This is a genomic window from Bacteroides oleiciplenus YIT 12058, assembly GCF_000315485.1.
Lineage (GTDB): Bacteria > Bacteroidota > Bacteroidia > Bacteroidales > Bacteroidaceae > Bacteroides > Bacteroides oleiciplenus.
Map to the genome: position 1 here is coordinate 952,978 of NZ_JH992940.1, position 26,212 is coordinate 979,189.

28 protein-coding genes are annotated in these 26,212 nt (G+C 39.0%); 2 read left to right on the forward strand and 26 right to left on the reverse strand.

What is annotated here, in order from left to right:
- Nucleotides 1–56 precede the first annotated feature (56 nt).
- Nucleotides 57–1,838 carry a translation elongation factor 4 gene (lepA, locus tag HMPREF9447_RS04115; RefSeq protein ID WP_009128347.1) on the reverse strand — a complete coding sequence of 594 codons (1,782 nt, stop codon included), beginning with the start codon at nucleotides 1,836–1,838 and terminating at the stop codon, nucleotides 57–59.
- Nucleotides 1,839–1,971: 133 nt separating this feature from the next.
- Between lepA and HMPREF9447_RS04120 the strand changes: the two genes are divergently transcribed.
- Nucleotides 1,972–2,907 carry a fimbrillin family protein gene (locus tag HMPREF9447_RS04120; protein ID WP_052315176.1) on the forward strand — a complete coding sequence of 312 codons (936 nt, stop codon included), beginning with the start codon at nucleotides 1,972–1,974 and terminating at the stop codon, nucleotides 2,905–2,907.
- 44 nt (nucleotides 2,908–2,951) lie between these two features.
- Nucleotides 2,952–3,596 carry a pyridoxamine 5'-phosphate oxidase gene (gene pdxH, locus HMPREF9447_RS04125; protein WP_009128349.1) on the forward strand — a complete coding sequence of 215 codons (645 nt, stop codon included), beginning with the start codon at nucleotides 2,952–2,954 and terminating at the stop codon, nucleotides 3,594–3,596.
- 85 nt (nucleotides 3,597–3,681) lie between these two features.
- Here the strand turns inward: pdxH and HMPREF9447_RS04130 are convergent, their stop codons facing one another.
- From HMPREF9447_RS04130 to HMPREF9447_RS04245, 25 genes are all read right to left on the reverse strand, one after another.
- A complete protein-coding gene (locus HMPREF9447_RS04130; protein ID WP_009128350.1) occupies nucleotides 3,682–3,882 on the reverse strand; it encodes a winged helix-turn-helix domain-containing protein in 201 nt (66 codons plus the stop codon).
- A gap of 244 nt (nucleotides 3,883–4,126) precedes the next feature.
- On the reverse strand, nucleotides 4,127–4,597 hold the full coding sequence (locus HMPREF9447_RS04135) for a C-GCAxxG-C-C family protein (protein ID WP_009128351.1): 471 nt from the start codon (nucleotides 4,595–4,597) through the stop codon (nucleotides 4,127–4,129).
- Between the two features lie 16 nt (nucleotides 4,598–4,613).
- Nucleotides 4,614–5,372 (reverse strand): exodeoxyribonuclease III, encoded by a 759-nt coding sequence (locus HMPREF9447_RS04140; protein WP_009128352.1) that lies wholly within the window; start codon nucleotides 5,370–5,372, stop codon nucleotides 4,614–4,616.
- A 24-nt stretch (nucleotides 5,373–5,396) separates the two neighbouring features.
- The gene (locus tag HMPREF9447_RS04145) at nucleotides 5,397–6,659 is read right to left on the reverse strand and encodes an Nramp family divalent metal transporter (RefSeq protein WP_009128353.1); all 1,263 of its coding nucleotides are present in this window, start codon (nucleotides 6,657–6,659) and stop codon (nucleotides 5,397–5,399) included.
- 132 nt (nucleotides 6,660–6,791) lie between these two features.
- Nucleotides 6,792–7,037 (reverse strand): TIGR03905 family TSCPD domain-containing protein, encoded by a 246-nt coding sequence (locus HMPREF9447_RS04150; RefSeq protein ID WP_009128355.1) that lies wholly within the window; start codon nucleotides 7,035–7,037, stop codon nucleotides 6,792–6,794.
- Complete coding sequence (locus HMPREF9447_RS04155) at nucleotides 7,037–7,774, reverse strand: YebC/PmpR family DNA-binding transcriptional regulator (RefSeq protein ID WP_009128357.1); 738 nt, start codon at nucleotides 7,772–7,774, stop codon at nucleotides 7,037–7,039. The genes HMPREF9447_RS04150 and HMPREF9447_RS04155 overlap by 1 nt, the downstream gene beginning before the upstream one ends.
- A 31-nt stretch (nucleotides 7,775–7,805) precedes the next feature.
- On the reverse strand, nucleotides 7,806–10,268 hold the full coding sequence (pheT, locus tag HMPREF9447_RS04160; RefSeq protein WP_009128358.1) for a phenylalanine--tRNA ligase subunit beta: 2,463 nt from the start codon (nucleotides 10,266–10,268) through the stop codon (nucleotides 7,806–7,808).
- A gap of 166 nt (nucleotides 10,269–10,434) precedes the next feature.
- Complete coding sequence (gene dnaB, locus HMPREF9447_RS04165; RefSeq protein WP_009128360.1) at nucleotides 10,435–11,994, reverse strand: replicative DNA helicase; 1,560 nt, start codon at nucleotides 11,992–11,994, stop codon at nucleotides 10,435–10,437.
- 175 nt (nucleotides 11,995–12,169) lie between these two features.
- On the reverse strand, nucleotides 12,170–12,265 hold the full coding sequence (locus HMPREF9447_RS28365) for a smalltalk protein (protein WP_009128363.1): 96 nt from the start codon (nucleotides 12,263–12,265) through the stop codon (nucleotides 12,170–12,172).
- 43 nt (nucleotides 12,266–12,308) lie between these two features.
- Entirely contained in the window at nucleotides 12,309–12,818 is a 510-nt protein-coding gene (locus tag HMPREF9447_RS04170; protein ID WP_009128365.1) for an HU family DNA-binding protein, read from the reverse strand.
- 172 nt (nucleotides 12,819–12,990) lie between these two features.
- Nucleotides 12,991–14,130: a DegT/DnrJ/EryC1/StrS family aminotransferase gene (locus tag HMPREF9447_RS04175; protein WP_009128367.1), complete on the reverse strand. Its 1,140-nt coding sequence runs from the start codon at nucleotides 14,128–14,130 to the stop codon at nucleotides 12,991–12,993.
- 175 nt (nucleotides 14,131–14,305) lie between these two features.
- A complete protein-coding gene (locus HMPREF9447_RS04180; RefSeq protein ID WP_009128370.1) occupies nucleotides 14,306–15,028 on the reverse strand; it encodes an SDR family oxidoreductase in 723 nt (240 codons plus the stop codon).
- Entirely contained in the window at nucleotides 15,025–16,242 is a 1,218-nt protein-coding gene (locus HMPREF9447_RS04185; RefSeq protein WP_009128373.1) for an AMP-binding protein, read from the reverse strand. The genes HMPREF9447_RS04180 and HMPREF9447_RS04185 overlap by 4 nt, the downstream gene beginning before the upstream one ends.
- Nucleotides 16,242–16,466 carry an acyl carrier protein gene (locus tag HMPREF9447_RS04190; protein ID WP_009128374.1) on the reverse strand — a complete coding sequence of 75 codons (225 nt, stop codon included), beginning with the start codon at nucleotides 16,464–16,466 and terminating at the stop codon, nucleotides 16,242–16,244. Before HMPREF9447_RS04190 ends, HMPREF9447_RS04185 begins: the two co-directional genes overlap by 1 nt.
- A gap of 4 nt (nucleotides 16,467–16,470) precedes the next feature.
- Nucleotides 16,471–17,517, reverse strand: coding sequence for a 3-oxoacyl-ACP synthase III family protein (locus HMPREF9447_RS04195; protein WP_044137427.1), 1,047 nt, complete (start codon nucleotides 17,515–17,517; stop codon nucleotides 16,471–16,473).
- A 7-nt stretch (nucleotides 17,518–17,524) separates the two neighbouring features.
- Entirely contained in the window at nucleotides 17,525–18,271 is a 747-nt protein-coding gene (locus HMPREF9447_RS04200) for an SDR family NAD(P)-dependent oxidoreductase (protein ID WP_009128377.1), read from the reverse strand.
- 7 nt (nucleotides 18,272–18,278) lie between these two features.
- Complete coding sequence (locus HMPREF9447_RS04205) at nucleotides 18,279–18,509, reverse strand: acyl carrier protein (protein WP_009128378.1); 231 nt, start codon at nucleotides 18,507–18,509, stop codon at nucleotides 18,279–18,281.
- A 14-nt stretch (nucleotides 18,510–18,523) separates the two neighbouring features.
- Nucleotides 18,524–19,165: an acetyltransferase gene (locus HMPREF9447_RS04210; protein WP_009128379.1), complete on the reverse strand. Its 642-nt coding sequence runs from the start codon at nucleotides 19,163–19,165 to the stop codon at nucleotides 18,524–18,526.
- 9 nt (nucleotides 19,166–19,174) lie between these two features.
- Nucleotides 19,175–19,783 (reverse strand): sugar transferase, encoded by a 609-nt coding sequence (locus tag HMPREF9447_RS04215; protein ID WP_009128380.1) that lies wholly within the window; start codon nucleotides 19,781–19,783, stop codon nucleotides 19,175–19,177.
- A 39-nt stretch (nucleotides 19,784–19,822) separates the two neighbouring features.
- Nucleotides 19,823–20,947, reverse strand: a complete 1,125-nt coding sequence (locus HMPREF9447_RS04220) for a glycosyltransferase family 4 protein (protein WP_167549110.1) — start codon at nucleotides 20,945–20,947, stop codon at nucleotides 19,823–19,825.
- A 10-nt stretch (nucleotides 20,948–20,957) separates the two neighbouring features.
- Nucleotides 20,958–21,899, reverse strand: a complete 942-nt coding sequence (locus tag HMPREF9447_RS04225) for a glycosyltransferase (protein ID WP_009128383.1) — start codon at nucleotides 21,897–21,899, stop codon at nucleotides 20,958–20,960.
- Nucleotides 21,900–22,519: 620 nt separating this feature from the next.
- Complete coding sequence (locus HMPREF9447_RS04230; protein WP_044137431.1) at nucleotides 22,520–23,011, reverse strand: serine O-acetyltransferase; 492 nt, start codon at nucleotides 23,009–23,011, stop codon at nucleotides 22,520–22,522.
- Between the two features lie 90 nt (nucleotides 23,012–23,101).
- Nucleotides 23,102–24,145 carry a glycosyltransferase family 2 protein gene (locus HMPREF9447_RS27410; RefSeq protein WP_009128392.1) on the reverse strand — a complete coding sequence of 348 codons (1,044 nt, stop codon included), beginning with the start codon at nucleotides 24,143–24,145 and terminating at the stop codon, nucleotides 23,102–23,104.
- A 3-nt stretch (nucleotides 24,146–24,148) separates the two neighbouring features.
- Nucleotides 24,149–25,345, reverse strand: coding sequence for an O-antigen ligase family protein (locus tag HMPREF9447_RS04240; RefSeq protein WP_081589746.1), 1,197 nt, complete (start codon nucleotides 25,343–25,345; stop codon nucleotides 24,149–24,151).
- Nucleotides 25,342–26,169: a hypothetical protein gene (locus HMPREF9447_RS04245; protein ID WP_009128402.1), complete on the reverse strand. Its 828-nt coding sequence runs from the start codon at nucleotides 26,167–26,169 to the stop codon at nucleotides 25,342–25,344. Before HMPREF9447_RS04245 ends, HMPREF9447_RS04240 begins: the two co-directional genes overlap by 4 nt.
- Between the last annotated feature and the right edge of the window lie 43 nt (nucleotides 26,170–26,212).

Consider the following 26,212-nt stretch of genomic DNA (forward strand, 5'->3'; position numbering starts at 1 on the left):
TACAGAAAGAGAACAATCCCCCGGCTAATATGAATCAGCTTTTAGGCTTTTTTATATTAATCTAATTTCAACACCGCAAGGAACGCTTTCTGCGGCACTTCAACATTACCAATTTGTTTCATACGTTTCTTTCCTTTCTTCTGCTTCTCCAGTAACTTACGCTTACGGCTTACGTCACCACCGTAACACTTCGCCGTTACATCTTTACGCACCGCCTTAATGGTTTCACGAGAGATGATTTTAGCTCCGATGGCAGCCTGAATAGCAATATCAAACTGCTGTCTCGGAATCAAGTCTTTCAACTTCTCGCACATGCGATGTCCCAAGTCGTAAGCATTGTCGAAATGTGTCAGTGTAGAAAGAGCATCCACCGGTTCACCGTTCAGCAAAATGTCAAGTTTCACTAATTTAGACGGACGGAAACCGCTGGCATGATAGTCGAAAGAAGCGTATCCTTTCGAGATACTTTTCAGTTTGTCATAAAAGTCGATAACAATTTCTCCCAAAGGCATATCATAGTAAATCTCCACGCGATTGCCTGAAATGTATTCCTGCTTCACCAGTTCGCCACGTTTGCCCAGACACAACGTCATAATGGGACCTATATAATCAGTGGTTGTGATAACAGAAGCACGAATATAAGGTTCCTCAATACGGTCTATCATAGTAGGATCGGGCATGCTTCCGGGGTTATGCACCTCCGCCATATGTCCTTGTTTATCGTAGATATTATAAGAAACGTTCGGTACGGTAGTTATCACGTTCATGTCGAATTCACGGTCAAGGCGTTCCTGCACAATCTCCATGTGCAATAACCCAAGGAAGCCGCAACGGAAACCAAAGCCCAGTGCCAACGAAGATTCCGGTTGGAAAGTCAGTGAAGCGTCATTCAATTGCAGTTTTTCCAAAGAAGAACGCAAGTCTTCAAAGTCTTCTGCCTCAATGGGATATACACCGGCAAAGACCATCGGCTTCACTTCCTCAAAACCGGCAATAGCCTCCTTACAGGGACGGGCAATATGGGTGATGGTATCTCCCACTTTTACTTCTTTAGAGGTTTTGATACCGGAAATAATATATCCCACATCTCCTGTACGCAGTTCCTGGCGCTGTACCATTTCCATCTTGAGTACTCCAACTTCATCAGCATCATATTCTTTACCGGTATTGAAGAACTTCACTTTATCCCCTTTACGGATCACACCGTTCACAATCTTGAAGTAAGCAATGATACCGCGGAAAGAGTTGAATACGGAGTCAAAAATCAAAGCCTGCAACGGAGCTTCCTCGTCACCTTCGGGATGGGGAATACGCTCGACAACTGCTGCCAGAATTTCTTCTACACCCATACCTGTCTTGCCGGATGCACGGATAATCTCGCTACGTTTACAGCCTAGCAGTTCTACGATTTCATCCTCCACTTCATCAGGATTAGCACTCGCCATATCACATTTGTTGATAATCGGAATGATTTCCAAGTCATGTTCGATTGCCATGTAAAGGTTGGAGATGGTTTGTGCCTGCACACCTTGCGAAGCATCTACAATCAGCAACGCACCCTCACAGGCAGCAATGGAACGGGATACTTCATAAGAAAAGTCCACGTGTCCCGGAGTATCGATCAGATTCAGAACATATTTTTCACCGTTGTATATGTATTCCATCTGAATGGCATGGCTCTTAATGGTGATACCTCTCTCCTTTTCCAGATCCATATCATCAAGCATCTGTCCTCCGGTCACTTGTATAGTATTGGTAAATTCAAGCAAACGGTCGGCTAAAGTAGACTTACCATGGTCAATGTGGGCGATAATGCAAAAGTTTCTTATATTCTTCATCTATGTTTATCCTAAATCGATTATCTAATTGTATTCATTCTATTTTTTCGTGCGCAAAGATAATGAAAAATATGAAAACTATTCCATCGTTGCGCTGTTATGTATGGACAATAACCTAAACCACTTAACAGAAATGAGAAAGTATATTATGTTTGCATGCACTCTTTTATTGCTTGCCGGATGCTCTAAAAACGAAATCATTATTTATGGTTCAACTCCCGAAAATGAAGAATCGGGGCACGGAGAATCCTCAAATGATTCTGAGGCGCTCGTCACATTTTCCGCTTCACTCGAAAGCCGGAAAGTAACCAGGTCCATGTCTCCCATGCCCAAAGGGTTAGTCAGTCAAGTTTATGCCTTCAAAACAGCAGACAGCAATTTCAGGGATCCACTTGCCGAAGGTTTGTACAACACTTCTTCCGCAGGCTTGTTGACAGGACTGGATGGGTATAAGATGTTCCTTAGCAATGGTACCTATAATATGTATGCATTCTCCAAGAATTCATCAACTTATCCGCCTACCATTACCAATGGCGTATCCGCCCCTTTAAAGAATGGTGTAGATTATCTGTGGTGGGAAAACCTGCAACAAGATGTAATGGCTTCACAAATTCATATGCCCATCGTGTTTCAACATGTGGCTTCTCAGGTAGTCATTGATTTGTCGGCGGGCGAAGGATTGAAACTCGACAGTCTGGTTTCGGCAACCATTCTTCCGCCAACTCCGGGTGCCAGTCTTGACCTGCGTACCGGCATCATCGAAGCCACCACCACCTACGACACCACTCCGCTCAACATGGGCAAAAAGGGTCTTCTTGCACAAGCCATCGTCCTGCCAACACGTGCAACCAGCCCCATGTCGATAACATTAAAAGTGCTGGCTGACGGTGAAACTACTCCACGAACCTACACAGCCGACATCCCTATTCCCAACAAACTGGCAGGTGGATTCTCATACGTTTTCAGTGCCATTATCGACGGAAATTCCGTATCATTTCCCAATGTAAGCATCAAGGACTGGACAGAGGTAGATGAATCCGGAAATCCCATTTACCCTATACAAAAATAAATAACTCAACCTACATCACTGAGATACAACAGCAAAGTAAAATGATGGAAGTCAGAATATCCGAGATCAGAAAAGAGTATACGAAAGGCAAGTTGACGCAATGTGTCATCAATGACAATCCTTTCAGACAATTCGAAGAATGGCTCAATGAAGCCATCGATAGTAAAGAAGACGAACCCACTGCTATGATAGTGGCAACTGTTTCGGTAGAAGGGCATCCTTCCACACGTACCGTCCTGCTAAAAGGATTGGATAATGATAAATTCATATTCTTTACGAATTATGAGAGTCGCAAAGGCCGACAATTAGCTAAAAACCCATATATCTCCCTCTCTTTTGTGTGGCACAAACTCGAGAGGCAGGTACACATTGAGGGAAGGGCTGAAAAATGCTCCGGCAAGGTATCGGATGCCTACTTTGCAAACAGACCCTATAAAAGTAAGATAGGTGCAAGAATATCTCCACAAAGCCGGGTGATAAATAGTCGTATGGAAATTATGCGGGCTTTCGTAAAAGAGGTTTTCAAACTGGCAGGGCACGAAATCAAACGTCCTGACAACTGGGGCGGCTTTGCCGTAACCCCTACCCGGTTCGAGTTCTGGCAGGGACGAGAAAATCGTTTGCACGACCGCATCCAATATATCCCTCAGAAAGACGGCAGTTGGAAACAGGAAAGGCTGGCTCCCTGAGTATAGAACGGTATACAAAAAGAAGCGTTGATAACATCTGCATGTATCAACGCTTCTTTTTATAAGATAAATGTCAATCTCTCTCTTAAACCAACTTAACAAACAGTTCGCCTTCTACTTCCTGAGTAGAGATTTTTTCTTCTCTTAACAACCAGCCAAGGCCTAAGAACAAATCTTTGTCTACCAACTTAGTAGCTTTCTTGATTTGTTTAGCAGTTAAACCTTCAGTCTCATTCAGTGCATTCCAAATTTTTCCTGCAGTTTCACCAGCTTTTTCTTTCAACATTTTCTTTTTGTTTTTAGTTATACATGCTTCATCTAAATTCTCTCATTGAGGAGGTTCAGATTTTATTTCAACGGCAAAGATAGTTATTTTTATGTTATATAACACGTTATTATCCATTTTTTACATTATATGTCATAAAAAGAGCATTTTTCCAGTGAGTAAGACCAAAAGTAATAATCCATTCTATCGAAACAGACGGTCTATTTAACCCAGATAGATGGTCTGTTTGCCCTCAATAGACGGTCTATTTGATCCAAACAGACCGTCTATTTTCAAGATACTCAGCCCAGATGCGTGCAGCTTCCTCTACCATCTTGACACAGGGGCGTTTAGCATAATATTGTTCTGTACGTTCTTCGGGGGTTGCCACTCCTTCAGGTTTCTTCAAGCCTAATAATTCGGCACAAATGATAGAACCGTTCCGTTTTCTGAATTCAGCAGCCAGCTCCTGCACCAAAGCATAGTTGGCGCCTTTTCCTTCCCGGTCTTTAGGGTCTGTAGCACCGGTTTCTAACCCAGCAAGCAGAAACATGCCGCATGCCGCGCCACACGTCTGCCTCATCCTGCCTATGCCACCGCCGAAAGAGGCTGCCATACGGGCTGCTTGTTCCTCTGTAAATCCATACATATCGGCAAAAGCGAGCACAACGGACTGGGAACAATTAAAGCCGCTCTTAAAGTTTTCTACTGCTTTCTCTATTCTTTCTTCAAACATTGTTCCTCTCCCCTCTTTATCCTTCTATTTCCAACAACATAGGGCAATGATCGGAATGTACGGCATCATTCAGTATACGCGCCTCTTTCAGCATCGAGCGAACCGGTTCGGTCACCATACAATAATCAATACGCCACCCCTTATTCTTGGCACGTGAATTGAAGCGGTAACTCCACCAGGTATATTCCTGCAGTTCAGGATGCAATGCTCGAAAAGTATCTATAAATCCCGCATCCAGAAAACGTGTCATCCACTCCCGCTCTTCCGGCAAAAAGCCACTATTAGTAGCATTACGGATAGGGTCATGAATGTCTATTGCCTCATGGCAGATATTATAATCACCGCAAAGGATAAGTTTCGGGCGCGACTTCCGCAGTTCCGTCACATACTCCTGAAACTTCTCCAGCCACACCATCTTGAATGCCTGACGTTCGTCTCCGCTGGTTCCTGACGGATGATAAACGCTGACAACAGATATATCGCCATAATCGGCACGAATGAAACGGCCTTCATTATCATATTCTTCCATACCCATGCCGTATTCCACATGATCCGGCTCCTGCTTGCTAAGAATGGCAACCCCGCTATATCCTTTTTTCTGCGCGGAGTACAGATAATGCTTATACCCCTTCAAAGCTTCTTCCGGATACTGGTCTGGTTGCAATTTCGTTTCCTGAATGCACACTACGTCAGCTTGCTCCTGCTCCAACCATTCTGGTAAACCTTTGCTGACAGCCGCACGCAGTCCGTTTACGTTGTATGTAATAATTTTCATATTATTTATTTTTTGTATTATACTCTACGACAATTCAGATATTAATAACATTATATTCAACACCGTTACAATGCCAGCAATAGCATAAAGCACGAAGCTGCTCCACTTACTGTTGACGTATTGCCCCATCACTTTGCGGGAAGATGTCAGTCCCACTTGCAGGAAGACGGTAAACGGTAACTGTATGCTCAGCACCATCTGCGAAATCAGCAACCCTTTAAAAGGATCTCCAATAAAGAATATCAGCAACAATGCGATACCCAATGAAAGCAACACACCCACCTGCGAGTGACTATCCTTAATATGATAAGACTCTCCGAAAATACCGGCGAAGATAGAACCTGCCGCCATACCGCTGGTTATAGTGGAAGATATACCAGCCATCAGCAATGCCAAAGCAAACACTACAGCCGCACTACTTCCAAGCAAGGGTTCCAGCAACGATTTTGCCTGTTGCAGTTCTTCAACCTGAATACCGCTCTTAAAGAAAGTAGCAGCAGCCAGCAATATCATGGCACTATTGATAGCCCAACCCACAATCATAGAAAAGAGCGTATCAAACAATTCGTACTTCAGGACTTTCCGTATAGAAGAATCATCCTGTTTATTATATTCGTGACTCTGAATCACCTCCGAATGCAGAAACAGGTTATGAGGCATTACAACCGCTCCCAGCACACTCATAATTATCAGCATGCTTCCTTTCGGAAAAGCAGGTGTCACCCATCCTTCCACAGCCAACGGCCAGTCAATCTTCACCAGAAACAACTCATAAATAAAGGAAAGTCCGATGACAGAAACAAACGCAATAATGGAGCGTTCAATCTTCTTATATGAGTTTGTAAAGAGCATAATCACAACAAAAGCAGTCGTTAATATCGCTCCCCAGATTATCGGAATGTCAAAAAGCATCTCCAATGCAATGGCCCCTCCCAAAATCTCGGCAAGCGAAGTCGAAATGGATGCCAGTACCGCAGTACCCAAAATGGGACGAGACACCCACTTAGGAGTATACTTTGTGGCCGCTTCCGACAAGCACAAACCGGTCACAATACCCAAGTGAGCCACATTATGTTGCAATACAATCAACATAATCGTTGACAAAGTCACCACCCACAGCAGGGAATAGCCAAATTCCGAACCTGCCGCAAAGTTAGAAGCCCAGTTTCCTGGATCAATAAAACCAACTGTCACCAGCAGTCCCGGTCCGATATATTTAAACACGTCCAGACCACCCAGATACCGCTTATGGTCTTTACGTTTCAAGTCTTTCAGAATATTTTTCATTGTTCGTTCTTTTAATGGCGTAAAATTACGAAATAATAACAAGCGATACATACTTTCAGTTCAAAAAAGAAGCCCCCGGCATTTTGAAATACCGAGGGCAAACCTATGTTTTCTAAAAGTACGGAGATTTAGTTAGAATCCCATTTCATGCAGTGCCCGACATAACTGATCCGGACAAGAAGTAGAACGTCTTCCACAACGGATACCTTCCAGGCGAGAGATCACATCACCTACCGGCATTCCCTTCACCAACCGGGAAACGCCTTGTAAATTACCGTTACAACCTCCCCAAAATGCAATATCCGTTATTATATTATTTTCTATTTCCAATTCGATGTGAGAACTACACGTACCTTGAGTCTTATAAGTATACTTCATTACCCTTCACTCTCCTCCGGCTTCATGTTGGTATAAACCGTTTGTACATCATCAAATTCTTCGAGGCGTTCTATCATCTTATCGAGAGTCTCACGTTGCTCGGGAGTCACCTCCTTCGTATCGTTCGGAATATAGGTAAACTCACCACCGACATCCTCGAAGCCACACTCTTCCAGATGTTTCTGGATAGCTGCATAGCTCTTCGGATCACCATAAATAGTGATTGTACCTTCTTCTTCATCCTCTTCAAACTCATCATCTACATCGTAGTCAATCAGATCGAGGATAAGCTCTTCCATATCTATGCCATCCTTCTTCTTAAAAGTAAACATGCATTTATGGTCGAACAAGAAAGCTAATGAGCCCATAGTGCCCAGGTTTCCGCCAAACTTATTGAATACGGAACGAACATCGGCAACTGTACGAGTGGTGTTATCTGTCAACGTATCTACAAATACAGCAATACCATGGGGACCGTATCCTTCATAAGTCATTCCTTTGTAGTCGCTCTGGTCCTTACCCATCGCGTTCTTGATAGCGCGGTCAATGTTATCCTTCGGCATGTTCTCACGCTTGCAGGTAGCAATCACCGAACGTAAAGTCGGGTTATTTTCCGGCTCCGGGCCACCAGCCTTCACAGCAATAGCAATTTGTTTACCCAGTCTTGTAAAGGTCTTTGCCATATGACCCCATCTTTTCAATTTGGCAGCTTTTCTATATTCAAATGCTCTTCCCATTGGTTTTATATTTTAATTATTTAACTATTAATTAGCGTAGCTTTGCATCCAGTTTATCTCCCAGATTCTTCACGAGTTTCGACATGATCTTATCAATCATTTTATCGTTCAACGTCTGTGTCTCATCTTGCAACAAGAAGCTCACAGCATACGATTTCTTACCTGCTTCCAGGTTTTTGCCTTCATAAACGTCGAAGAGGGAAACTTCTTTCAGCAATTTCTTCTCAGTCTCGTAAGCAATCTTCTCGATTTCAGCGAATTGCACCTTCTTGTCAATCAGCAAGGCAAGGTCGCGCTTCACAGCCGGGAACTTAGAAATTTCCGTATAGCTGATCTTCACGGAGCGAATAGCTTTCATCAGCTCCTTCCAATTCAGGTCGGCATAATATACCTCATTGTCAATATCGAAAGCTTTCAGAATCTTCTTCGTTACAATACCGAATGTTGCAAGACGCTTTCCACCTTTAGTTTGTACAGATAAGGCAGTGGCATAAATATCATCCGCCAGATTACCTACCACCAGATTCCTCATATCCAATCCCAGACGAAGGAAAATATTCTCTACGTAGGCTTTCAATTCATATACAGAACTTTCTTCATCAGAGTGCGCCCACGAATTGGATACCTTCTTGCCTGTTACCCACAAGCCGAGATGATAATTCTCTGTATAAGCAGCCAATGACTTTTCCGGATTCTTCTTTTCTTCATTAAAATAGTAGCAATTTCCGAATTCGAAGAACTTCAGGTCGGCGTTCTTGCGATTGGCATTATGAGAAATGCTTTCCAGACCACCGAACAGTAAAGTCTGACGCATAGCGTTCAGATCCGTACTCAACGGGTTCAACAACATCACCAAATTCTGGGAAGGATAGGTTTCCATTCCATCATAATAAGCGGCACGAGTCAATGAATTGTTCAGAATTTCATTGAATCCACAACCCACCAACTGCTCAGCTACAAGGTTCTGCAACTTATTAGACTTATCATGTTCTCCTTTCGTCGTCAAACTTGACTTCAACGTAGACGGAATCTCCACATTATTATATCCGTAAATTCGGAGAATATCTTCAATGACATCGCAATCGCGCTGCACATCTACACGATAAGGTGGCACTGCCAGTGTCAATCCTTCCGCCATCTCATTGGTTATTTTCATTTCCAGACTGGAAACAATGCTCTTGATTGTTTCTACCGGAATCACTTTACCTACCAATGAATTTACTTTTTCATAAGCCAGTTCTACAATGAAGTCCTGAGCAGGAGCTGCACATACATCCTTAATATCAGAAGATATAGTACCGCCAGCCAACTCTTTCACCATCATAGCAGCCAGTTTCAGGCAATAAATAGTGATATTGGGATCAATACCTCTTTCGAATCGGAAAGAAGCATCTGTATTCAGTCCATGACGACGGGCAGTCTTACGTACCCATGTCGGGTGGAAATAAGCGCTTTCCAAGAAGACATCTTTAGTAGTTTCCGTAGAACCAGAATCCAGACCACCGAATACACCGGCAATACACATCGGTTTTTCCTTATCACAAATCATCAGGTCGCGGTCGGACAATTTACGTTCCACACCATCCAGCGTAACGAACGGAGTCCCTTCGGGCATCGTCTTCACGATGACTTCACCACCTTTTATTTTATCTGCATCAAAGCAGTGCAGCGGTTGGCCGAATGCATGAACAATATAGTTCGTGATGTCTACCACATTATTAATAGGACGCAATCCGATGATACGAAGCTTGTTCTGCAACCACTCCGGGCTTTCTTTCACTGTTACTCCCTTCACCGTTACGCCGGCATAGCGAGGACATGCTTCGCTATTTTCCACTGTAACCTTGATATCCAGATCATGGTTTTCGACTGCGAAAGCATCCACTAACGGTTTCTTCAAAGAAGTCGGTTTATTATTCTGCACCAGATAAGCATACAAATCACGAGCCACGCCATAGTGCGAACAAGCGTCAGCACGATTCGGAGTGATATCCACTTCCAGCACGTAGTCGCTCTTGATGTTATAATAATCCTTGGCAAGAGTACCCGGAACTGCCTCCGCCGGCAATACGATGATACCTGCATGGTCCGTACCAATACCGATTTCATCTTCAGCACAAATCATGCCGATAGACTCCACGCCGCGGAGCTTAGACTTTTTAATCGTAAAACATTCATCCCCGTCATAGAGTTTCGCACCCAATGTGGCAACTACCACTTTCTGACCGGCAGCCACATTCGGTGCACCGCATACAATCTGTACAGGCTCACCCTGTCCCAGGTTTACAGTAGTCACGTGCATGTGGTCTGAATTCGGATGAGGAACGCATGTCAGCACTTCACCAATTACGAGACCTTCCAGTCCGCCTTTAATTGTTTGCACTTCTTCTACACTACCTGTTTCCAAGCCAATAGAAGTTAGTGCAGCCGCAACTTCTTCCGGTGTCAAATCGAAATCGACATACTCTTTCAACCAATTATAAGAGATATTCATATCATTAATTTTTTATTGTTTCCAAAAGTGACCCGCAAAATTACAAAGTTTTTTTGGATGACAGGGAATTATCTGATAAGAAAATAATGAAAACAGCCGAAACTACTTGATAAAAAGTAATTCCGGCTATTATACTTAAAATGCTTATGTAAATTTGCTACTAAATTCAGAATGGTAACGGCCCATCCGTCCCCACTCCACCAAACGGATTATCTGTTTGAGGTGCAAAATCAGCCGGTGGCGGCACACTGCCATCACTTTCCATATTCATTTTTGAGACTAACAGGCCTCCACCACCATCCACCGGTTGCGGAATCACCATATCATCTTCCGGGTTCTGGAAACGGGTAAACTGTCCGATAAAACGCAGACGCACATCGCCTACCGCACCATTACGATGCTTGGCAATAATAATCTCCGCCATACCACGCAAATCGGTGCCATCTTGCGAAGTATAAATCTTATAATATTCCGGACGGTGAATGAAACATACCATATCGGCATCCTGCTCAATGGCTCCCGACTCACGCAAGTCGCTCAACTGCGGCCGTTTTCCCTCTTCACCTTCACGATTTTCCACACCACGATTCAACTGCGACAAGGCTATAATAGGAATGTTCAACTCCTTGGCCAACCCCTTCAACGAACGCGAAATGGTACTTACCTCTTCCTGACGACTACCAAACGACATACCGCTCGCATTCATCAACTGAAGGTAGTCAATAATAATAATTCTCACCCCATGCTCGCGCACCAGACGACGTGCCTTTGTACGAAGTTCAAACACAGACAAAGAAGGCGTATCATCTACATACAACGGAGCATCCAAGAGGTCACGCAGTTTATAATCCAATTGTTGCCACTCATAATCTGCCAACTGTCCACTCTTTATTTTCTCACTCGGAATTTCGCACGCATTGGAAATCAAACGGTTCACCAACTGCACGTTGCTCATTTCAAGTGAAAACACGGCTACCGGGTTGCGATAATTCACCGCAATATTCTTTGCCATAGAGAGCACGAACGCCGTTTTACCCATGGCCGGACGGGCAGCTATAATGATAAGGTCAGACCTTTGCCAACCGGAAGTCATTTTATCGAGCTTGGTAAAACCACTCTCCAAACCACTTAAACCGTCGGTACGTGCAGCTGCAGTCTGAATCAATTGATAAGCCTCAGCAATAACAGGATTAATCTGTGTATAATCCTTCTTCATGTTCTGCTGAGAAATCTCAAACAGTCTTCCCTCAGCTTCCTGCATCAAATCATCTACGTCCAGAGTTTCGTCAAAGGCTTTACTCTGTACATTACTGGTAAAGGTAATCAGTTCACGAGCCAACGCTTTCTGGGCAATGATACGGGCATGATATTCAATATGCGCCGAAGAAGCTACTTTACTGCTTAACTGGGTGATGTAGAAAGGGCCACCCACCTCTTCCAGATCGCCGCGTTTGGCAAGCTGTTCTTTCACGGTAAGAATATCCACCGGTTTCTGATTCACAGCCAGGTCGGTGATAGCGGAATAAATCAACTGGTGCCGGTGTTCGTAAAAAGACTCCGGACGTAGAATTTCGCTTACCAGTGAATAAGCGTCTTTCTCTATCATCAATGCTCCCAATACAGCTTCTTCCAATTCAGGTGCTTGCGGTTGGATGCGCCCGTAATCGGTTACGGGCTGCACTTTGTTTTTGGAATTGCTCCGGGGAGTTCTTTTCTGTTCTGCCATTTTTTAGAATACTATGAATTATAAATTACCTACAGCCTTTTCTACTGATATTTTTCAGAAAAGGGGATGGCAAAGATAATGCATATAAATCAAAACTTCCCCAATTCTGCTAAACAAAAAAAGAGCTATTCCCGAAAAAACGGGAATAGCTCTTTACATCACATCAACCTATATTTTAGATCGTCATTGCCTGTCCGCCAATCACACCTGCAACGGCACTGGCTATGGCAATTATCACTTTTAATATTACATTCCAACTCGTTTTCTTCATAGCAATTTCTTTCATTTTAATTCTTAATATTCAATTTATCCAATTATCCAAGAGGATTATCCTCCAGTCCATCGTCGCCCGAGTCACCACCCGAGCCGCTGCCTGAACCACCTCCCGAAGGAACATTCGATAAACCTTTCAGATAATCATCCAAACTTACCAAATCCAGTTTTTCACCGGCACGGGTAGCTGTCTTGGTTATTTTCAGTTCCTTATTAGCCTGAAAACAGATACGGACACCATCCACACTCTTGGCAGTCACATCCTCAGCCTTCTCTTCCCCTTTCGACTTGGCAGCCAACATAAACACTCCCAATCCTGTAATATTCACTGTTTTGCCTTCCAGCAATTGCTCCTTCAGCTTTTCCACGAAGTTCTGCATTGTACTCCGGATATCACCGATAGAAAGTGAAGAACGATCCTGCATCTTCTGAGCTATGAAGTTCAGGTCCACACTCTGCCCTAACGTTACTAACTGCGGGAAAAACTTTTTGGGAGAATTCTCGACCCGAGGGTCCGACGGTCTCTCTACCGTCCTAAAAATCGCACTCATACTTTTTCATTTAGAGATTTAAATTCTGTTTTTAATTCACTTTGTTGATCAACGATGATGCAAAGGTGAGGATTAAATCCCTAATAAAAGCAGGAAAATGAGTGAAGAGAGTGGTTTTTCTGAGAAAAGTTGTAAGTAGTTATAAATGAATATTATACCTAAGCGTTATGAATTACTTTCTCAAACACGCTTTTATTTGCTCCACGATGTATGCTACGTCTTCGTCCGTCACCCAAGGTCCGGCAGGAATACATAAACCCATATTGAATAAACGTTCTGAAACACCATTCACATAGCGAGGATTATTCGCATAGACAGGCTGAAGGTGCATAGGTTTCCACAAAGGACGAGTCTCAATACCTTTGGCATCAAGTTGTACACGAACTTCGTCATAATTAGTACCGGTCTTCTCAGGATCAATCAGAATCGTAGACAACCAATAATTGGCATTGAAACGATCGTCAGGATTAGATTTCAGTGTAATGCCTTCCACACCTTCAAAAGCCTTTGCATAAAGATTATGTACATGACGGTGATGGGCAATATGATCTTCCAGCACAGTCATCTGACCACGGCCGATGCCCGCACAGATATTACTCATGCGATAGTTGTAACCGATCTTTTCATGCTGGTAATGAGGGAAAGGTTCGCGGGCCTGAGTAGCATAAAACATGGTCTGCTTCTTTGCCGCTTCATCAGGAACGATTAATGCACCACCACCCGAAGTAGTGATCATCTTATTTCCATTGAAAGATAACACACCAAAAGTACCGAACGTGCCACACTTTTGTCCCTTGAACTCAGAACCTAAAGCTTCGGCAGCATCTTCCAACACAGGAATATCATATTTCGATGCAATAGCACAAATCTCATCAATTCTGGCAGGCATACCATAAAGATGAACCGGAAGAATAGCTTTGGGCTTTTTACCTGTTTTCGTAATTCGGTCTTTGATAGCTTCTTCCAGTAAAGCAGGGTCCATATTCCAAGTGTCTTCTTCACTATCGATAAATACAGGAGTTGCCCCCTGATAAGCTACAGGATTAGCTGAAGCACAGAATGTGAATGACTGGCAGATCACTTCATCACCTGTACCGACGCCCAACTGAATTAAACCTAAATGGATAGCTGCCGTACCTGCCGATAAAGCAACGACTTCCTTATTCTGTCCCACAAAATGTTTCAGGTCTTCTTCGAAAGCATTGACGTTGGGCCCCAAAGGAACTACCCAGTTGGTATCAAAGGCTTCGCGTATGAAATCTTGCTCCTTGCCACTCATATGAGCGAGGCAAAGATAAATTCTCTTGTCCATGAAATTATATGATTAAAAGAAAAATGATAAATCAAGAAGTAAGAAAACGAATTAGCACTCAATCGAAAGCATATTGCTCCTATTAAGATACCCTAAAGCAACTATTTATGCCATAAATAATGAGGTATAAACAAGCACTTTATGATAAGTTTTATACGTTTAAAGAAGTGCTTCATTAAATTGTTCCATTATCAACATGTATATTTTGCCCAGTAATGCTATTCGCTTTCTCCGATAGAAGGAATGCAACTGTTTCCGCAACAGAGTTTATAGAGGTAGGTTTCTTTAATGAAGTACGTTTATAAATTCTGTCTTTCTGATTACCTGTTAAGGTAGAACTCATTGAAGTTTCCATAAATCCTGGAACTACCACATTAGAGCGTATTCCAAGTTCTCCCCACTCCCGGGCCGTATCTTTGGAAAAAGCTTCTAATGCTCCTTTACTGGAAGCATACATAGCAAGCCCTTTATAACCTGTATGTGCACTAATCGATGAAATATGAACAATACACCCGCATGTATGAAACAAAAGCATATTTCTCAGCACATATTTAGTGATCATCATGGGAGTAAATACATTAATCGTATACATTTCCTGAAGACGACTAAGGTTTAAGTTCGTAATAATGTCATCATAGGCCATCGCCGCATTATTCACAAAGCCATGCAGTCGTACTTTATTTGTAATAAAATTCTTAAATATAGATACACGGACATTAGCCGAGTCTGACAAATCAACACTTGCAAAAAATATTCGTCCCGAGTGTTTTATTTCCAATTCTTGGAACTCTTTTGAATAACTACGAGCAATTCCATATACCACATGACCTTGCTCAAGTAAAACTCTACAGACTTCCAGTCCGACACCACGAGAACATCCTGTTACCAAATAATTCATGAGCGTTTCAATTTACCTGTACGCGTTAACGCCAGAGATTTTACAAATTTTATACGACGGGGAATTTTAAAATCCTGAAGTTGGTCCTTCAAAGCTGTACGAATATCCAATTCTGTCAACAAACTATTGATGTCTTTCATAATATCCGCACAAAGGATATTCCCAAGTACTGAATTTGACTTACCATAAACTAGCACTTGTTGCACTCCATCTATTGAAAGCAATGTATCCTCAACCTCTCCGGGATTGACCTTATACCCTCCGATATTTATCATTTCATTCTTTCGGTTCTTAAACCGGAAAACTCCTCCATCTTCATCTACCCATTCAATCAAATCACCAGAATGATAAAATTCACCTGAAAAAGTAAAGCTATCAGAACTGCCCAATAAAGACTTATGGATTAAAAGTTCACCATTCTCTACTTTGAATTTCTCTTTTATAGTTAAAGGAATCACAAAACAATCTCCCTTAGCTGCAAATAAAGTTCCAGCTTCAGTAGAAGCATAAATATTATTTATTTTTGCATTAGGAAAAATCTGACGTATGGAAGTGTACAAATGTTCTTCTGACTTTTCCCCACCTAAAGTAACCCTCATAACAAACGGATAAGAAGATTCATAAGGCAATAATAATCGATAGAAAGTAGGAGTAGCAGAGAGGTGGCTGACCTGATATTCTTTTATAAGTCGATAAATCTCATTACGGGAACAACCAAATACATTCACCAAAGTATTCTTATTCTCAAATGCCTGGAAAAAGACTTGCAATCCCGCCATATGAGTAGGATTATAGGCAAAAGCCCAAGTCTGTTTCATATAACGATCACCGGTTCTCACCGAACGTGTCAAGGATGAAATATTATGGACTACTTCTTTAGGCTGGCCGGTAGTGCCAGAGGTAAATATCGTTATTTTTGAAACGGACTGTTGTACTGCAACAATAATCTCATCAATAGAATTGAATGGTTCAGACTTAATCGGTTTTGGTACATTTATTTCATTTTTATATACTTCCGCTATCTCTGACGAATTCACATCAGAATCCAATAACACTAACGACTGATTTCCAATCAAGGCTTTTACCAAATTAGCAAAATAAAGAAAAATATCACTTGTTTTGAATAATGGATAATAATAATCCTTTTGATTAATCGCCTTTACAAAATCAGCATACGTATATGTTTGACTATTATCAATTAAAAAGTCAGTCATTAGTCTTGCAATTTTACAAAAATTTCACCAACTGTATTTACCAGACCATCTTCAAAGATATCTATATCAAATTCATCCTCAATACGTACGGTCAACTCCGCCAAATCAAAAGATGTAAATCCCAAACCATTTCTTAAGTTATCAGATGGAGATATTGTTTCAAGAGGAACTAAAGCTTTAGTAGCTCTTATCATATTAATAATTTTTAAAATCTTTTCTTCCATACACTCATTTATTAATAGGTTCATAAAATTTCGTAACAGATAGATTGGTAGCGATACTTCCCCAAGACAATCCAACTCCAAAGCCACTCATCACAACCTTTGATAAATCATAAGATTGCCGGGAACAAATATCAGAGAACAACAGAGGTATTGTTGCAGGTCCTGTGTTGCCATAATTGGCTACATTAGTAGGAACCTTCTCTATTGGAGCTTTTAATTTCTTCCGGACATAATTGACCATAAAGTCATTTGCTTGATGCAAAGCATACAAGCCGACTTCCTCTTTATCCCACTGCATTTTCTCCAGCAAGTCATTCACGTTTTTATGGACATTAGTAATTGCAAAATTAAATATAGCCATACCATCCATATACAAATCATTTTTTGTCCGTCCATTATGATCTTCATCCCATTCCAGAATAGAAGTTTTCTCTGAAACAGGAGTTCGAAATCCTCCGGCAGGAACAATCAGTCTGTCAGATCCACTACCATCCGATTGAATATGAAATCCCATGGGATAATTCCCCATGGACATTAAAGTAGCAGTGCCACAATCTCCAAAAACCATTCTCAAAGATTTATCCTGCTTGTTTATCATACGCGATGTCGTATCACCAGCCAATACTAAGACATTTTTACATGCCCCACTACTTATCCATAATGCAGCCTGGAAAAGTCCATAGATATACCCCGAACATCCATAATGAATGTCAATACAAACAGTGTCTTTAGAAAGTTTCAATCGGTCCTGAAGGGTGATAGAGGTCGCAGGAAGTATATAATCACAAGTTTGGGAAACAAAAACCACCCCGTCTATCTCTTTGCGATCTATCTCTTCCCGGCTTATTAAATATTCTGCTGCTTTCTGACACATATCCGAAGAAGTCATATCCTCATCGGCTATACGTACTCGTTGTACACCTGTCGCTTTTATTATATTCTGAACTTCTGACATTCCATAAATATCAGACAAAGAATCCATTTCCAGCTTATTAATCGGAAGCCAAGAGCTTACCGCTTTTATTTGAACATTATTTAATATCGTTCTCATACTTAACCTACTGCAATATAAAACCACCATCTATGACAAGAGCTGTCCCCGTCGTAAAACTGGAAGCATCGGATAAAAGGTAAATAATGCTGTAAGCAACTTCCTCAGGCCTTCCAAAACGTTTCATGGGATATTTACCCTTTTCAACTTCCAATTGTTCTTTCGAGATGATTCCTGCACTAAGAATATCTGTATCAATCATCCCCGGACAAACAGCATTGACCCTAATTTTTTTAGATGCTAAATCAAGAGCCGCATTCTTTACAAAACCATGAATAGCAGCTTTGGAAACCGAATACAATACATTACCAAAACCGACACAAGCCACTCCTGATATTGAACAAGTAAAAACAACGGAGGATCCTTGCGATAATTTCTTTTTCTTTAGGAGTTTCTGTGTCAGCAAAATAGGAGAAACTGTATTTATACCAAGGACGTCTCCTAGATCTTTCTTATTAATGAATTGCGTAGGTACTGTTTTTGTCATCCCTGCATTATTAACCAATCCGTCCAATCGATCCACCTTACTTACAAGTTCATCTAATTGCTGCTCATCAGTCAAATCAGCACACAGACATACATGTCCCCCACCTTCCAACAAAGAATAAGTCTCCAATAACCGTTCCTCATTTCTTCCGGTTATAAAAAGCCGTGCTCCTAATCTCGAACATTCAATGGCAGTCGATTTACCAATTCCAGAAGAAGCACCAGTCACCAATATATGCCTACCTTCCAATGAAAAGGGATTGTACATAATATTGTTATATAGATGATTTTACTATATTATACAAATCCTCAATTGTCACAGAATTACGGATTTCTTCTCCCTTGATGCGGACATCATATTCCTCATCAATCATGGCAATAATGGATAATGCTAATAATGAAGACCATTCATCCAACTCTTTAAACCTAGTTCCTGCCTGAAATACAGAGAATTCCGTTTCTTCGAATTGTTCTGCAAAACACTCAATAAATTTTTTTAATTCCATAAATATATTCGTTTTTAATATTTCACAATAGATGCCGGAGTTCCTACATACGTATTCCCATCCTTTGTTTTTCTAAGAACTGTACTATTCGCTCCTATTACGGTGTCATTACCTATCCTTATCTGCTGTAACACTACGGCAGATACTCCCAAGAAATTACGGTTTCCAAGAGTTACATTCCCAGAAATCCGGACTGCAGGCATCAAAGAATTAAAATCTCCAATTGTAGTATCATGCCCAACGGTAATAAAACCATTGAAAGTATTGAAGTTTCCAATTTTGACATTACAGGAAAACAGACATCCTGAACAGATAATATTTCCTCTACCAAAAGATATATTATCACTATCCAAGAAAATTGTATCTGGAGAAAATATATTAGGAAAGTCAATCAAAGAATTCGTGATTCTATTCAAAATGGTCTCAGCTGTTTTAGGAGAGCCGATTGCGATTACAATGGAAAGAGAAGACGAGAAAGAATTTAATTGTTCAATTCCCCCTAAAACATCCCCATACTCTGTTGAGTAACCACACTCTTTGCCATCATCAAAGAATCCGATTAAATCCCATTGAGATGTCTGTTCGTTTATTTTTTTGAGTAGACAAGCAACTTCACGGCCAAAGCCACCTGCTCCATATATAGCTATATCTTTCATACACTAAAATTAATTGTTTCCAGTAAAAGGTTCCATTGTTACAGAAGTAGTAGAATTTATTCCTTCACGTGCAAAAACCTTTTTTATTGTTAAGAATACAATCTTCAAATCCAACAAAAAAGAACAGTGATCCACATACCACACGTCCAGTTCAAATTTCTTTGCCCAAGAGATAGCATTACGTCCATTCACCTGGGCCCAACCAGTTATACCCGGACGGACTTCATGGCGACGGATCTGTTCTTCAGAATAAAGAGGAAGATACTGAGGTAGTAAAGGACGCGGTCCTATTAGGGCCATATCTCCTTTCAGAACATTAATTAATTGAGGTAATTCATCAATAGAAGTAGAACGGATAAACTTTCCTATTTTAGTCAAACGTTTCTCATCCGGTAACAGATTTCCATCTTCATCACGTTCGTCAGTCATCGTTTTGAATTTGATTACTCTGAAAATCTTGCTATTCTTGCCTGGACGTTCCTGAGTAAAAAAAATACTGGCACCTTTATTAGCAAAATGCAACCAAAGAGCAATAAACAACAGTATTGGACAGATGACAGCTAATACACAAAACACTATCATAAAATCAACAAGCCGTTTCCCTAAACAAGAATACATAATTACTCAATATATTTTACCGACATATACATTATATATTCAAAGCACAATGTCCTTAGTTATTAATTTATAATGTTCTAACACTATTTTCACATCAAAAACTTCTTTAGCTTTTATTCTCGATGCTTCCGACATTTTTCTCTTTTTGTTTTGTGGAAGCTCTATGAATTTCATCATTGCTTCCGCAAGTGCTAGATGATCCCCAGGTGATATCAAAAAGCCATTGACTCCGTCTTCAACCGTTTCTTGACATCCTGGATTGGTTGTTGTAATTATAGGACGCCCCATAGAACAAGCTTCCATCAAAACCCTATTAAGTCCCTCCAAATATTTACTAACTACAACTACAATCACACCATCTCTAAGAACATAGGATGGGACATCATTTGTCACACCCAAATATTTTATAAAGCCATTTTTGTGGTCATTTCTCACAATTTCTTCAGGAACACCCATCGGACTATCTGTAGCCAAAGGACCTAAAAGCTCTATATCTATATTAGGATATTTGCGCTTTACTATTTTTGCAGCTTCGACATATTCACTATACCCTTTGTCATAAAGAACCCGTGCAATCATCAAAAATTTTGTCGTTTCAAATTGCATTGGTTTATAAGAATAAGTGTCAAGATTGACACCTTCTCCACCTTTGAACCAAATTAAATTCCTGTGCTCACAATAATTACCTTTAAGAAGCACTTCAGCGTTTGAAGCATTAAGACAAATTACTTTATTAGCACGCCTCAAACTAAACTTGTATAATTTACGAGCTATTCTTTTTTTCAACGAGTCTCCTTCAAACATATAACCCAAACCAGCTACCATGGCAATATTTGTCAACTTATATAATCGAGCAACTATTGTTCCATAAATATTCGGTTTAATCGTATAGTGAAATATTATATCTGGTCTTTCTTTCTTATAAATATTATGTAACTCAAAAAAATACCTAAAGTCCGAAAAAGGATTGATACTATTTGGATTTAATGAAACAAGATACACCTTCCATTCTTTAGGAAGTTCAGCTAGTTCCATCTCTGTGATTAATTGTTTAGTGACGACAATAATAATTTCACAACCCATTTTTTCATATTCACAAATCACTTCTTTACGAAAATGAATAAGACCACTCAAATTGTTATTACAGAAAAGAATTTTTTTCACATTCAAAAATTTAGAAACGACCAAATAAAACAGAAATTTTAAAAATAACATTTATACACAATTGCCCAGTAACAAATCTAGGCGAAAAAAGAAGTTTTATTCGTTCTGTATACTTTTTTTTATAATTTACCACACAAACTATTCGTTTTTTTATATCTAAAGGTATATCATTGTCATGTGTCAAGAGAAGGCTTTTAATAGCATTAGACCTTTCACATTTGCTATCAAAAAACATCCTCAACCATCGTTTATATCTCCTAAACGAACTTTGGTTTCCACCTATGGTATTATTGCTGTGTTGCCGATAATACATATGTTCCTTGTCGTCATACACAACATTCCCTCCACAAATTAAACATGTCTTATAAAGACTATCATCATGGAGAAGCATTTCATCAATATTAATCTTGACGTACAGATCCAATAAAACTTTATTAAATACCATAACACAACCAGGACTAGGTTGGAACATAACTGCTTCTTCGACTGTTCCTCTAAATGCAGTCTTTGATTTTTTGACAAAGAGTGGTTTTAATTCACTATCAACAAGTAAAGTTCGACATGTATATAAATTGGGGGATTTCTCAGATAAAGCCTCTAATTTTTTGATAGCAGAAGAAAGTTTATCTGGAAACCACACATCATCTTGATCCGAAAATGCGAAATATTCACAAGAAGTTAAGTTTTGCGAAGCGTATCGAGCCAATTCGAAAAAACTCTTTTTACAGCCAATATTAACTCCTTTGAATAAATTTAGGTTTGTGCTATGATTACAAAATTCATTAATAATATTGAGTGTTGAATCTTTAGAACCATCATCTCGAATTATTAATTCTACATTCACTTCATTCTGTTGAAAGATGCTTTGAATCTGATCATGCAAAAAACTCCCTCCATTGTAAGTAGACATCAAAACAGCCACACTGGGATAATTTGTTTGTCGATTGTCCATATATATAAAATTATTAACAACAAAACATTAACTAAATTAGCGAACATTTAATTCTGCAAATTAAATTATAAAAGAATCATTTTAGTAAGTACCCAAAGCATGGTATGGCATACACCTTTCTAGGCGAGTACCTACTGTCACCCGTCACCAGTCCTAATTATTAAATTTCAAATTATTTCTACTAATTTATTAAACAAATCATCAAAAAGCAAGTTCTCATAATCCGTTCGCCTATTTCCTCTGCCATGTACTTACAGAAGATAGATCAAAAGCTGATTCATAGTTGCTTGCATGTCTTAATAAAGGTATTACCACCAATAGGTAATCGTAAAAAAGTTATCGTACAACAACAGCAAATAAGACTACTTTTACGTTGAGCTATCAGGTGTCTTATTGCCTATTCAATAGCTATATTACCTATCATACATTCTCTATCTCTCCGCTAAGTCAAAAGCTAATCCCAAAACTTATGAAGATAACCTAGAGCAATTCTCATAAATCACTCATCCTTTCTAATACAAGTAAATCATCAACAATTCCGTTGGTATAAGCGTCGTTGCACTTCACCTGAATCTCAGTTGCTGTAAATAAGTCAAAATATATATTTTAAAACACTCACCTCATTTTATAATAATTCTTGGCTTTGGTAATACCACAGTAGCATTATCTGGCACATCTTCCACAACCACACAATTCGCCCCTACTTTTACATTATTTCCAATAGTAACTCCGGGAAGTACTTTTGCACCTGCGCCAAGCATTACATCATCCATTATTTTGACCCCTCCCTGCGATATTGTAACTTGCTGGAAAATAGTAATATTACTTCCAATATAAGCATCATGTCCCACTATTATTCCATTTGCTCCGTGCGGAAGATATGGTGGGGTAGCAAAAAAAGCACCTGCATTTAGATTGGTACCAAACGAACAATTGTGATAAGCATCTGTTTTCTTGATGTAATATAGGTAATAAAGTTTCAACAACAGATTCGTTTTATTTTGAGGATTGACGACTACGGCACGGCGCTTCCAATATTTTTTATGATTATAGTGCTGTATCCAAGATAAGAATACACGTCCAAACTTATGATGAAAAGAAAAAGGCTTCATTTTATAATGAAAATTACACACAAACAATAGTATTTTCTTTTTTGGTCCGATAGTAAAAACATGTTTTTTCTAACAATATAAAAAAGAATTTTATACAGTTATTGAAAGAATTCTATTAAATAATTTACCTATCAAATTAAAATAATATCTATAACCAAACAATAACAAGAGCAAAAGACTAGAGATAAATGTTTTCACACTATTATCAGAAAACAGATCAACCACTTTTTTAACAAATAACATCCTCAAAATAAACCATTTAGAAAAAAATGGTCTATAATGATTTAAAAAAAAATCAGAATGTTTTGAGGTTCCAGATATAATCAAAGAATTGAAATAATGAATAACATATCTACGAAAAGGTATCATATATTTGCTTGTTTCCTGATTCAAATTAAGATGAGAAATAATCTTATCAAACAAATATACCATTCCCTTAAATTTTTCTGGTGAAGTCATATTCCCACTTACATTATTACTAGAAAATACTCCACGATAAAAATAATCATAATCAGAATTCTCCGCAAACTTATATTTTAACCCTGCCCAAAGAGTTGTGAGATTGAAATCCAAGTCTTGACGTACATTCAATTCTTCATCCCAACAGATTCCAGATAAAGATTGGCGAACATATATATTAGTGACAACCAAATATGGATATTCATTACGCAAAAAAGCATCAATCGGATCATCTACACGCTTATTCCCCCAAGTTATGTCTCTCCTATATAAAGTCTGATAATCTTCACGAGGCTTAAATGAATGAGCTTTAAATATACCAAAATCAATATCTAAATTATTCTGCATAAATTCCACTCTCTGTTTGAGGCAATTATCAGAAATTAAATCATCCGAATCCAAAAATATAACATATTTCCCTTTTGCATTCTTCAAACCTATATTACGGCAAGTTTGTCCACCTTTGGGTAGTCTATCCCTTTGAAGTACAGTTATACGGCTATCACTGATTGCAAGTTCTAATGCAAATTCATAAGAATTATCTGTAGACACATCGTCTACAACAATCAACTCCCAATCAAGAAAGGTTTGTCTCTTAATACAGTCTACAATTTCTTTTAAATACTGTGTATTATTAAAATTCGGGATTACAATAGAAACTATCTTGTTATGCATTTTTTATATTTTAATTTGATTATCAAATTTGAATCGATATGAGAATAAAAAACCCATAAACAACCATAAACGAGCATTCTCCCACATATCCAATGAGAATAAGGCCCCTGGCACTGAAGCAAAGAATAACACAGTTATCATTAATATTTCATCGTAAGAATAAGATTTCCACCCCTTCAAAAATGCTTTTAACATAGGTATCATTACAAGCAAAAATAAAATAGCACCACCATCTAGTAATAACTGCAACAAGAAATTATGAGGATAGGGATGCCCTGTGAATCTTTCGGATGATGAAATGCCATGCCCGATGAAGGGTGAATCCATAATACCTCTCCAAGCGAGCATATTAATATCTTCCCTACCATCACTCAGATCTCCCATCTCATAATATCGTATCATTGTATCCAAAGTATACGCTTCAAATCCCATACTACTTAACAGATCTCTAAATCCATATAGAAAGAACTCAAAATAAGTAACCAAAACAACAATTGATATTGCAATTGTAAATAGGCGTTTCCAATGCATCTTTATACCACTACTATATTTATCCCTATTCCAACACCACATAAATACAAAAGAAAGTACAACACATAATGAAGGACCTCTAGAACCAAACAATAATATATAAATAAAATAAAACACATTGATAGCTAACACAATAATAAGCATTACTTTCTGATTTTTATTTTCATTTTTTAAATATGTAAAACCATACACAATTGATGAAATAACAGGAAGAAGTAAAGCATATGATAAATCCATGCCAAGACTATCCTCTATCGACAAGAATAATGAATTTGCAAACAATATTCCAAATGAAGGTAGAATCATTAACAGTTTTAGCACTGTTTTGGCATCAACAGAAATAAATTGAGGTATTGTAAAAGGTATAATTGTCATCATTATGAAAAAAGAACTTTCAACTGTTGTAGGGCTATGATTCACTTGTGTCAAAACAAAAGTTACTATTATTGATAATAAAACAACTATATATGATGAAGAAATTCTTTTTATATTACGATTAAATAAAAGAACAGTCAAAAGTACTAACAAAATGCCTAACATGTACATTGGTGCCAACAATCCGAACGTCGAGTCTGACGAACGCACCAACATTAAATTAAATGTTGGAATTAATCCATAATAGGCTACAACAAAGGAACCTATTGCTAAACCTTTTCTTGTTATTTTCACAGTATAGACTCTACTATTTTATGCAATAATATACGCACTTGATAAATGTTATTGATAGAAAACTTTAAACTATTAAGGGCTGTTAGAACCGCTTTGTTTGAGATTGTTAAATAATCTTTTTCTATTGTTTGTTTATCTACTTTCAAATATTGTTCTGCAGCATAACACAAATATTTGGGTACAAGGCGAGATTGCAATTTATACCTATATGCTGGCATAAACTTTTGCGAAAAATAAACCTCCACAAAGTCATTCCATTTTCGATTTAATTCATTCTTAGATAATGGAAGATAATACAATGAAGACGTATAATGATGAGGAACCGAAACATTATAATAAAAAACAGATACATTTCTTTGCTCATCTTCTGACATTATTTGATAAGCTTTATAAAACGTCTTAAAAACTTCACGGTGTTCATCGTGCCAGTCATAAGGACTTGGCAGAAAGACTACTTGATGCTTTTTAAGTAATTCTAATAAAAGCCGTACATCATATGAAAAATTATTTTCTAATCGAAAATTATTTTTCATAGATGATAATACTATTTCACTGTTTCTTTTTAAAACATTATTTTCGGCTATATTACCACCAAAACGATTAAAATACAAAACTGTTACTTTCTCTGTAAAAACGCGAAGAAGCTGATACCCTCCTACCCACTCATCATCTGAATGAGGAGCTAGGTATAGAATTTTACAATAATCATCAAACTGCAAAAGCGTTAACGCATTTGCAAATTTCCCACAGGTACGCGTATACCTATATTGGAGATACCAATGAAGACTTCTATAAAGTTTATAAACCCTACTAAATGCACCCATTACAAATACTAATCACCAGCAATATATTTTACGGATAAAAGGA

Coding starts and splice junctions, on each gene's coding strand:
- HMPREF9447_RS04230 (WP_044137431.1), bottom strand. CDS start 23,011: ATGAAGCCTTTTTCTTTTCATCATAAGTTTGGACGTGTATTCTTATCT.
- HMPREF9447_RS27410 (WP_009128392.1), bottom strand. CDS start 24,145: ATGCATAACAAGATAGTTTCTATTGTAATCCCGAATTTTAATAATACA.
- HMPREF9447_RS04205 (WP_009128378.1), bottom strand. CDS start 18,509: ATGGAATTAAAAAAATTTATTGAGTGTTTTGCAGAACAATTCGAAGAA.
- HMPREF9447_RS04135 (WP_009128351.1), bottom strand. CDS start 4,597: ATGTTTGAAGAAAGAATAGAGAAAGCAGTAGAAAACTTTAAGAGCGGC.
- HMPREF9447_RS04170 (WP_009128365.1), bottom strand. CDS start 12,818: ATGAGTGCGATTTTTAGGACGGTAGAGAGACCGTCGGACCCTCGGGTC.
- HMPREF9447_RS04150 (WP_009128355.1), bottom strand. CDS start 7,037: ATGAAGTATACTTATAAGACTCAAGGTACGTGTAGTTCTCACATCGAA.
- HMPREF9447_RS04215 (WP_009128380.1), bottom strand. CDS start 19,783: ATGTATTCTTGTTTAGGGAAACGGCTTGTTGATTTTATGATAGTGTTT.
- dnaB (WP_009128360.1), bottom strand. CDS start 11,994: ATGGCAGAACAGAAAAGAACTCCCCGGAGCAATTCCAAAAACAAAGTG.
- HMPREF9447_RS04140 (WP_009128352.1), bottom strand. CDS start 5,372: ATGAAAATTATTACATACAACGTAAACGGACTGCGTGCGGCTGTCAGC.
- HMPREF9447_RS04195 (WP_044137427.1), bottom strand. CDS start 17,517: ATGAGAACGATATTAAATAATGTTCAAATAAAAGCGGTAAGCTCTTGG.
- HMPREF9447_RS04120 (WP_052315176.1), top strand. CDS start 1,972: ATGAGAAAGTATATTATGTTTGCATGCACTCTTTTATTGCTTGCCGGA.
- HMPREF9447_RS04190 (WP_009128374.1), bottom strand. CDS start 16,466: ATGGAAGAAAAGATTTTAAAAATTATTAATATGATAAGAGCTACTAAA.
- HMPREF9447_RS04245 (WP_009128402.1), bottom strand. CDS start 26,169: ATGGGTGCATTTAGTAGGGTTTATAAACTTTATAGAAGTCTTCATTGG.
- lepA (WP_009128347.1), bottom strand. CDS start 1,838: ATGAAGAATATAAGAAACTTTTGCATTATCGCCCACATTGACCATGGT.
- HMPREF9447_RS04130 (WP_009128350.1), bottom strand. CDS start 3,882: ATGTTGAAAGAAAAAGCTGGTGAAACTGCAGGAAAAATTTGGAATGCA.
- HMPREF9447_RS28365 (WP_009128363.1), bottom strand. CDS start 12,265: ATGAAGAAAACGAGTTGGAATGTAATATTAAAAGTGATAATTGCCATA.
- pheT (WP_009128358.1), bottom strand. CDS start 10,268: ATGAATATCTCTTATAATTGGTTGAAAGAGTATGTCGATTTCGATTTG.
- pdxH (WP_009128349.1), top strand. CDS start 2,952: ATGGAAGTCAGAATATCCGAGATCAGAAAAGAGTATACGAAAGGCAAG.
- HMPREF9447_RS04185 (WP_009128373.1), bottom strand. CDS start 16,242: ATGACTGACTTTTTAATTGATAATAGTCAAACATATACGTATGCTGAT.
- HMPREF9447_RS04225 (WP_009128383.1), bottom strand. CDS start 21,899: ATGGACAATCGACAAACAAATTATCCCAGTGTGGCTGTTTTGATGTCT.
- HMPREF9447_RS04145 (WP_009128353.1), bottom strand. CDS start 6,659: ATGAAAAATATTCTGAAAGACTTGAAACGTAAAGACCATAAGCGGTAT.
- HMPREF9447_RS04200 (WP_009128377.1), bottom strand. CDS start 18,271: ATGTACAATCCCTTTTCATTGGAAGGTAGGCATATATTGGTGACTGGT.
- HMPREF9447_RS04180 (WP_009128370.1), bottom strand. CDS start 15,028: ATGAATTATTTGGTAACAGGATGTTCTCGTGGTGTCGGACTGGAAGTC.
- HMPREF9447_RS04210 (WP_009128379.1), bottom strand. CDS start 19,165: ATGAAAGATATAGCTATATATGGAGCAGGTGGCTTTGGCCGTGAAGTT.
- HMPREF9447_RS04155 (WP_009128357.1), bottom strand. CDS start 7,774: ATGGGAAGAGCATTTGAATATAGAAAAGCTGCCAAATTGAAAAGATGG.
- HMPREF9447_RS04175 (WP_009128367.1), bottom strand. CDS start 14,130: ATGGACAAGAGAATTTATCTTTGCCTCGCTCATATGAGTGGCAAGGAG.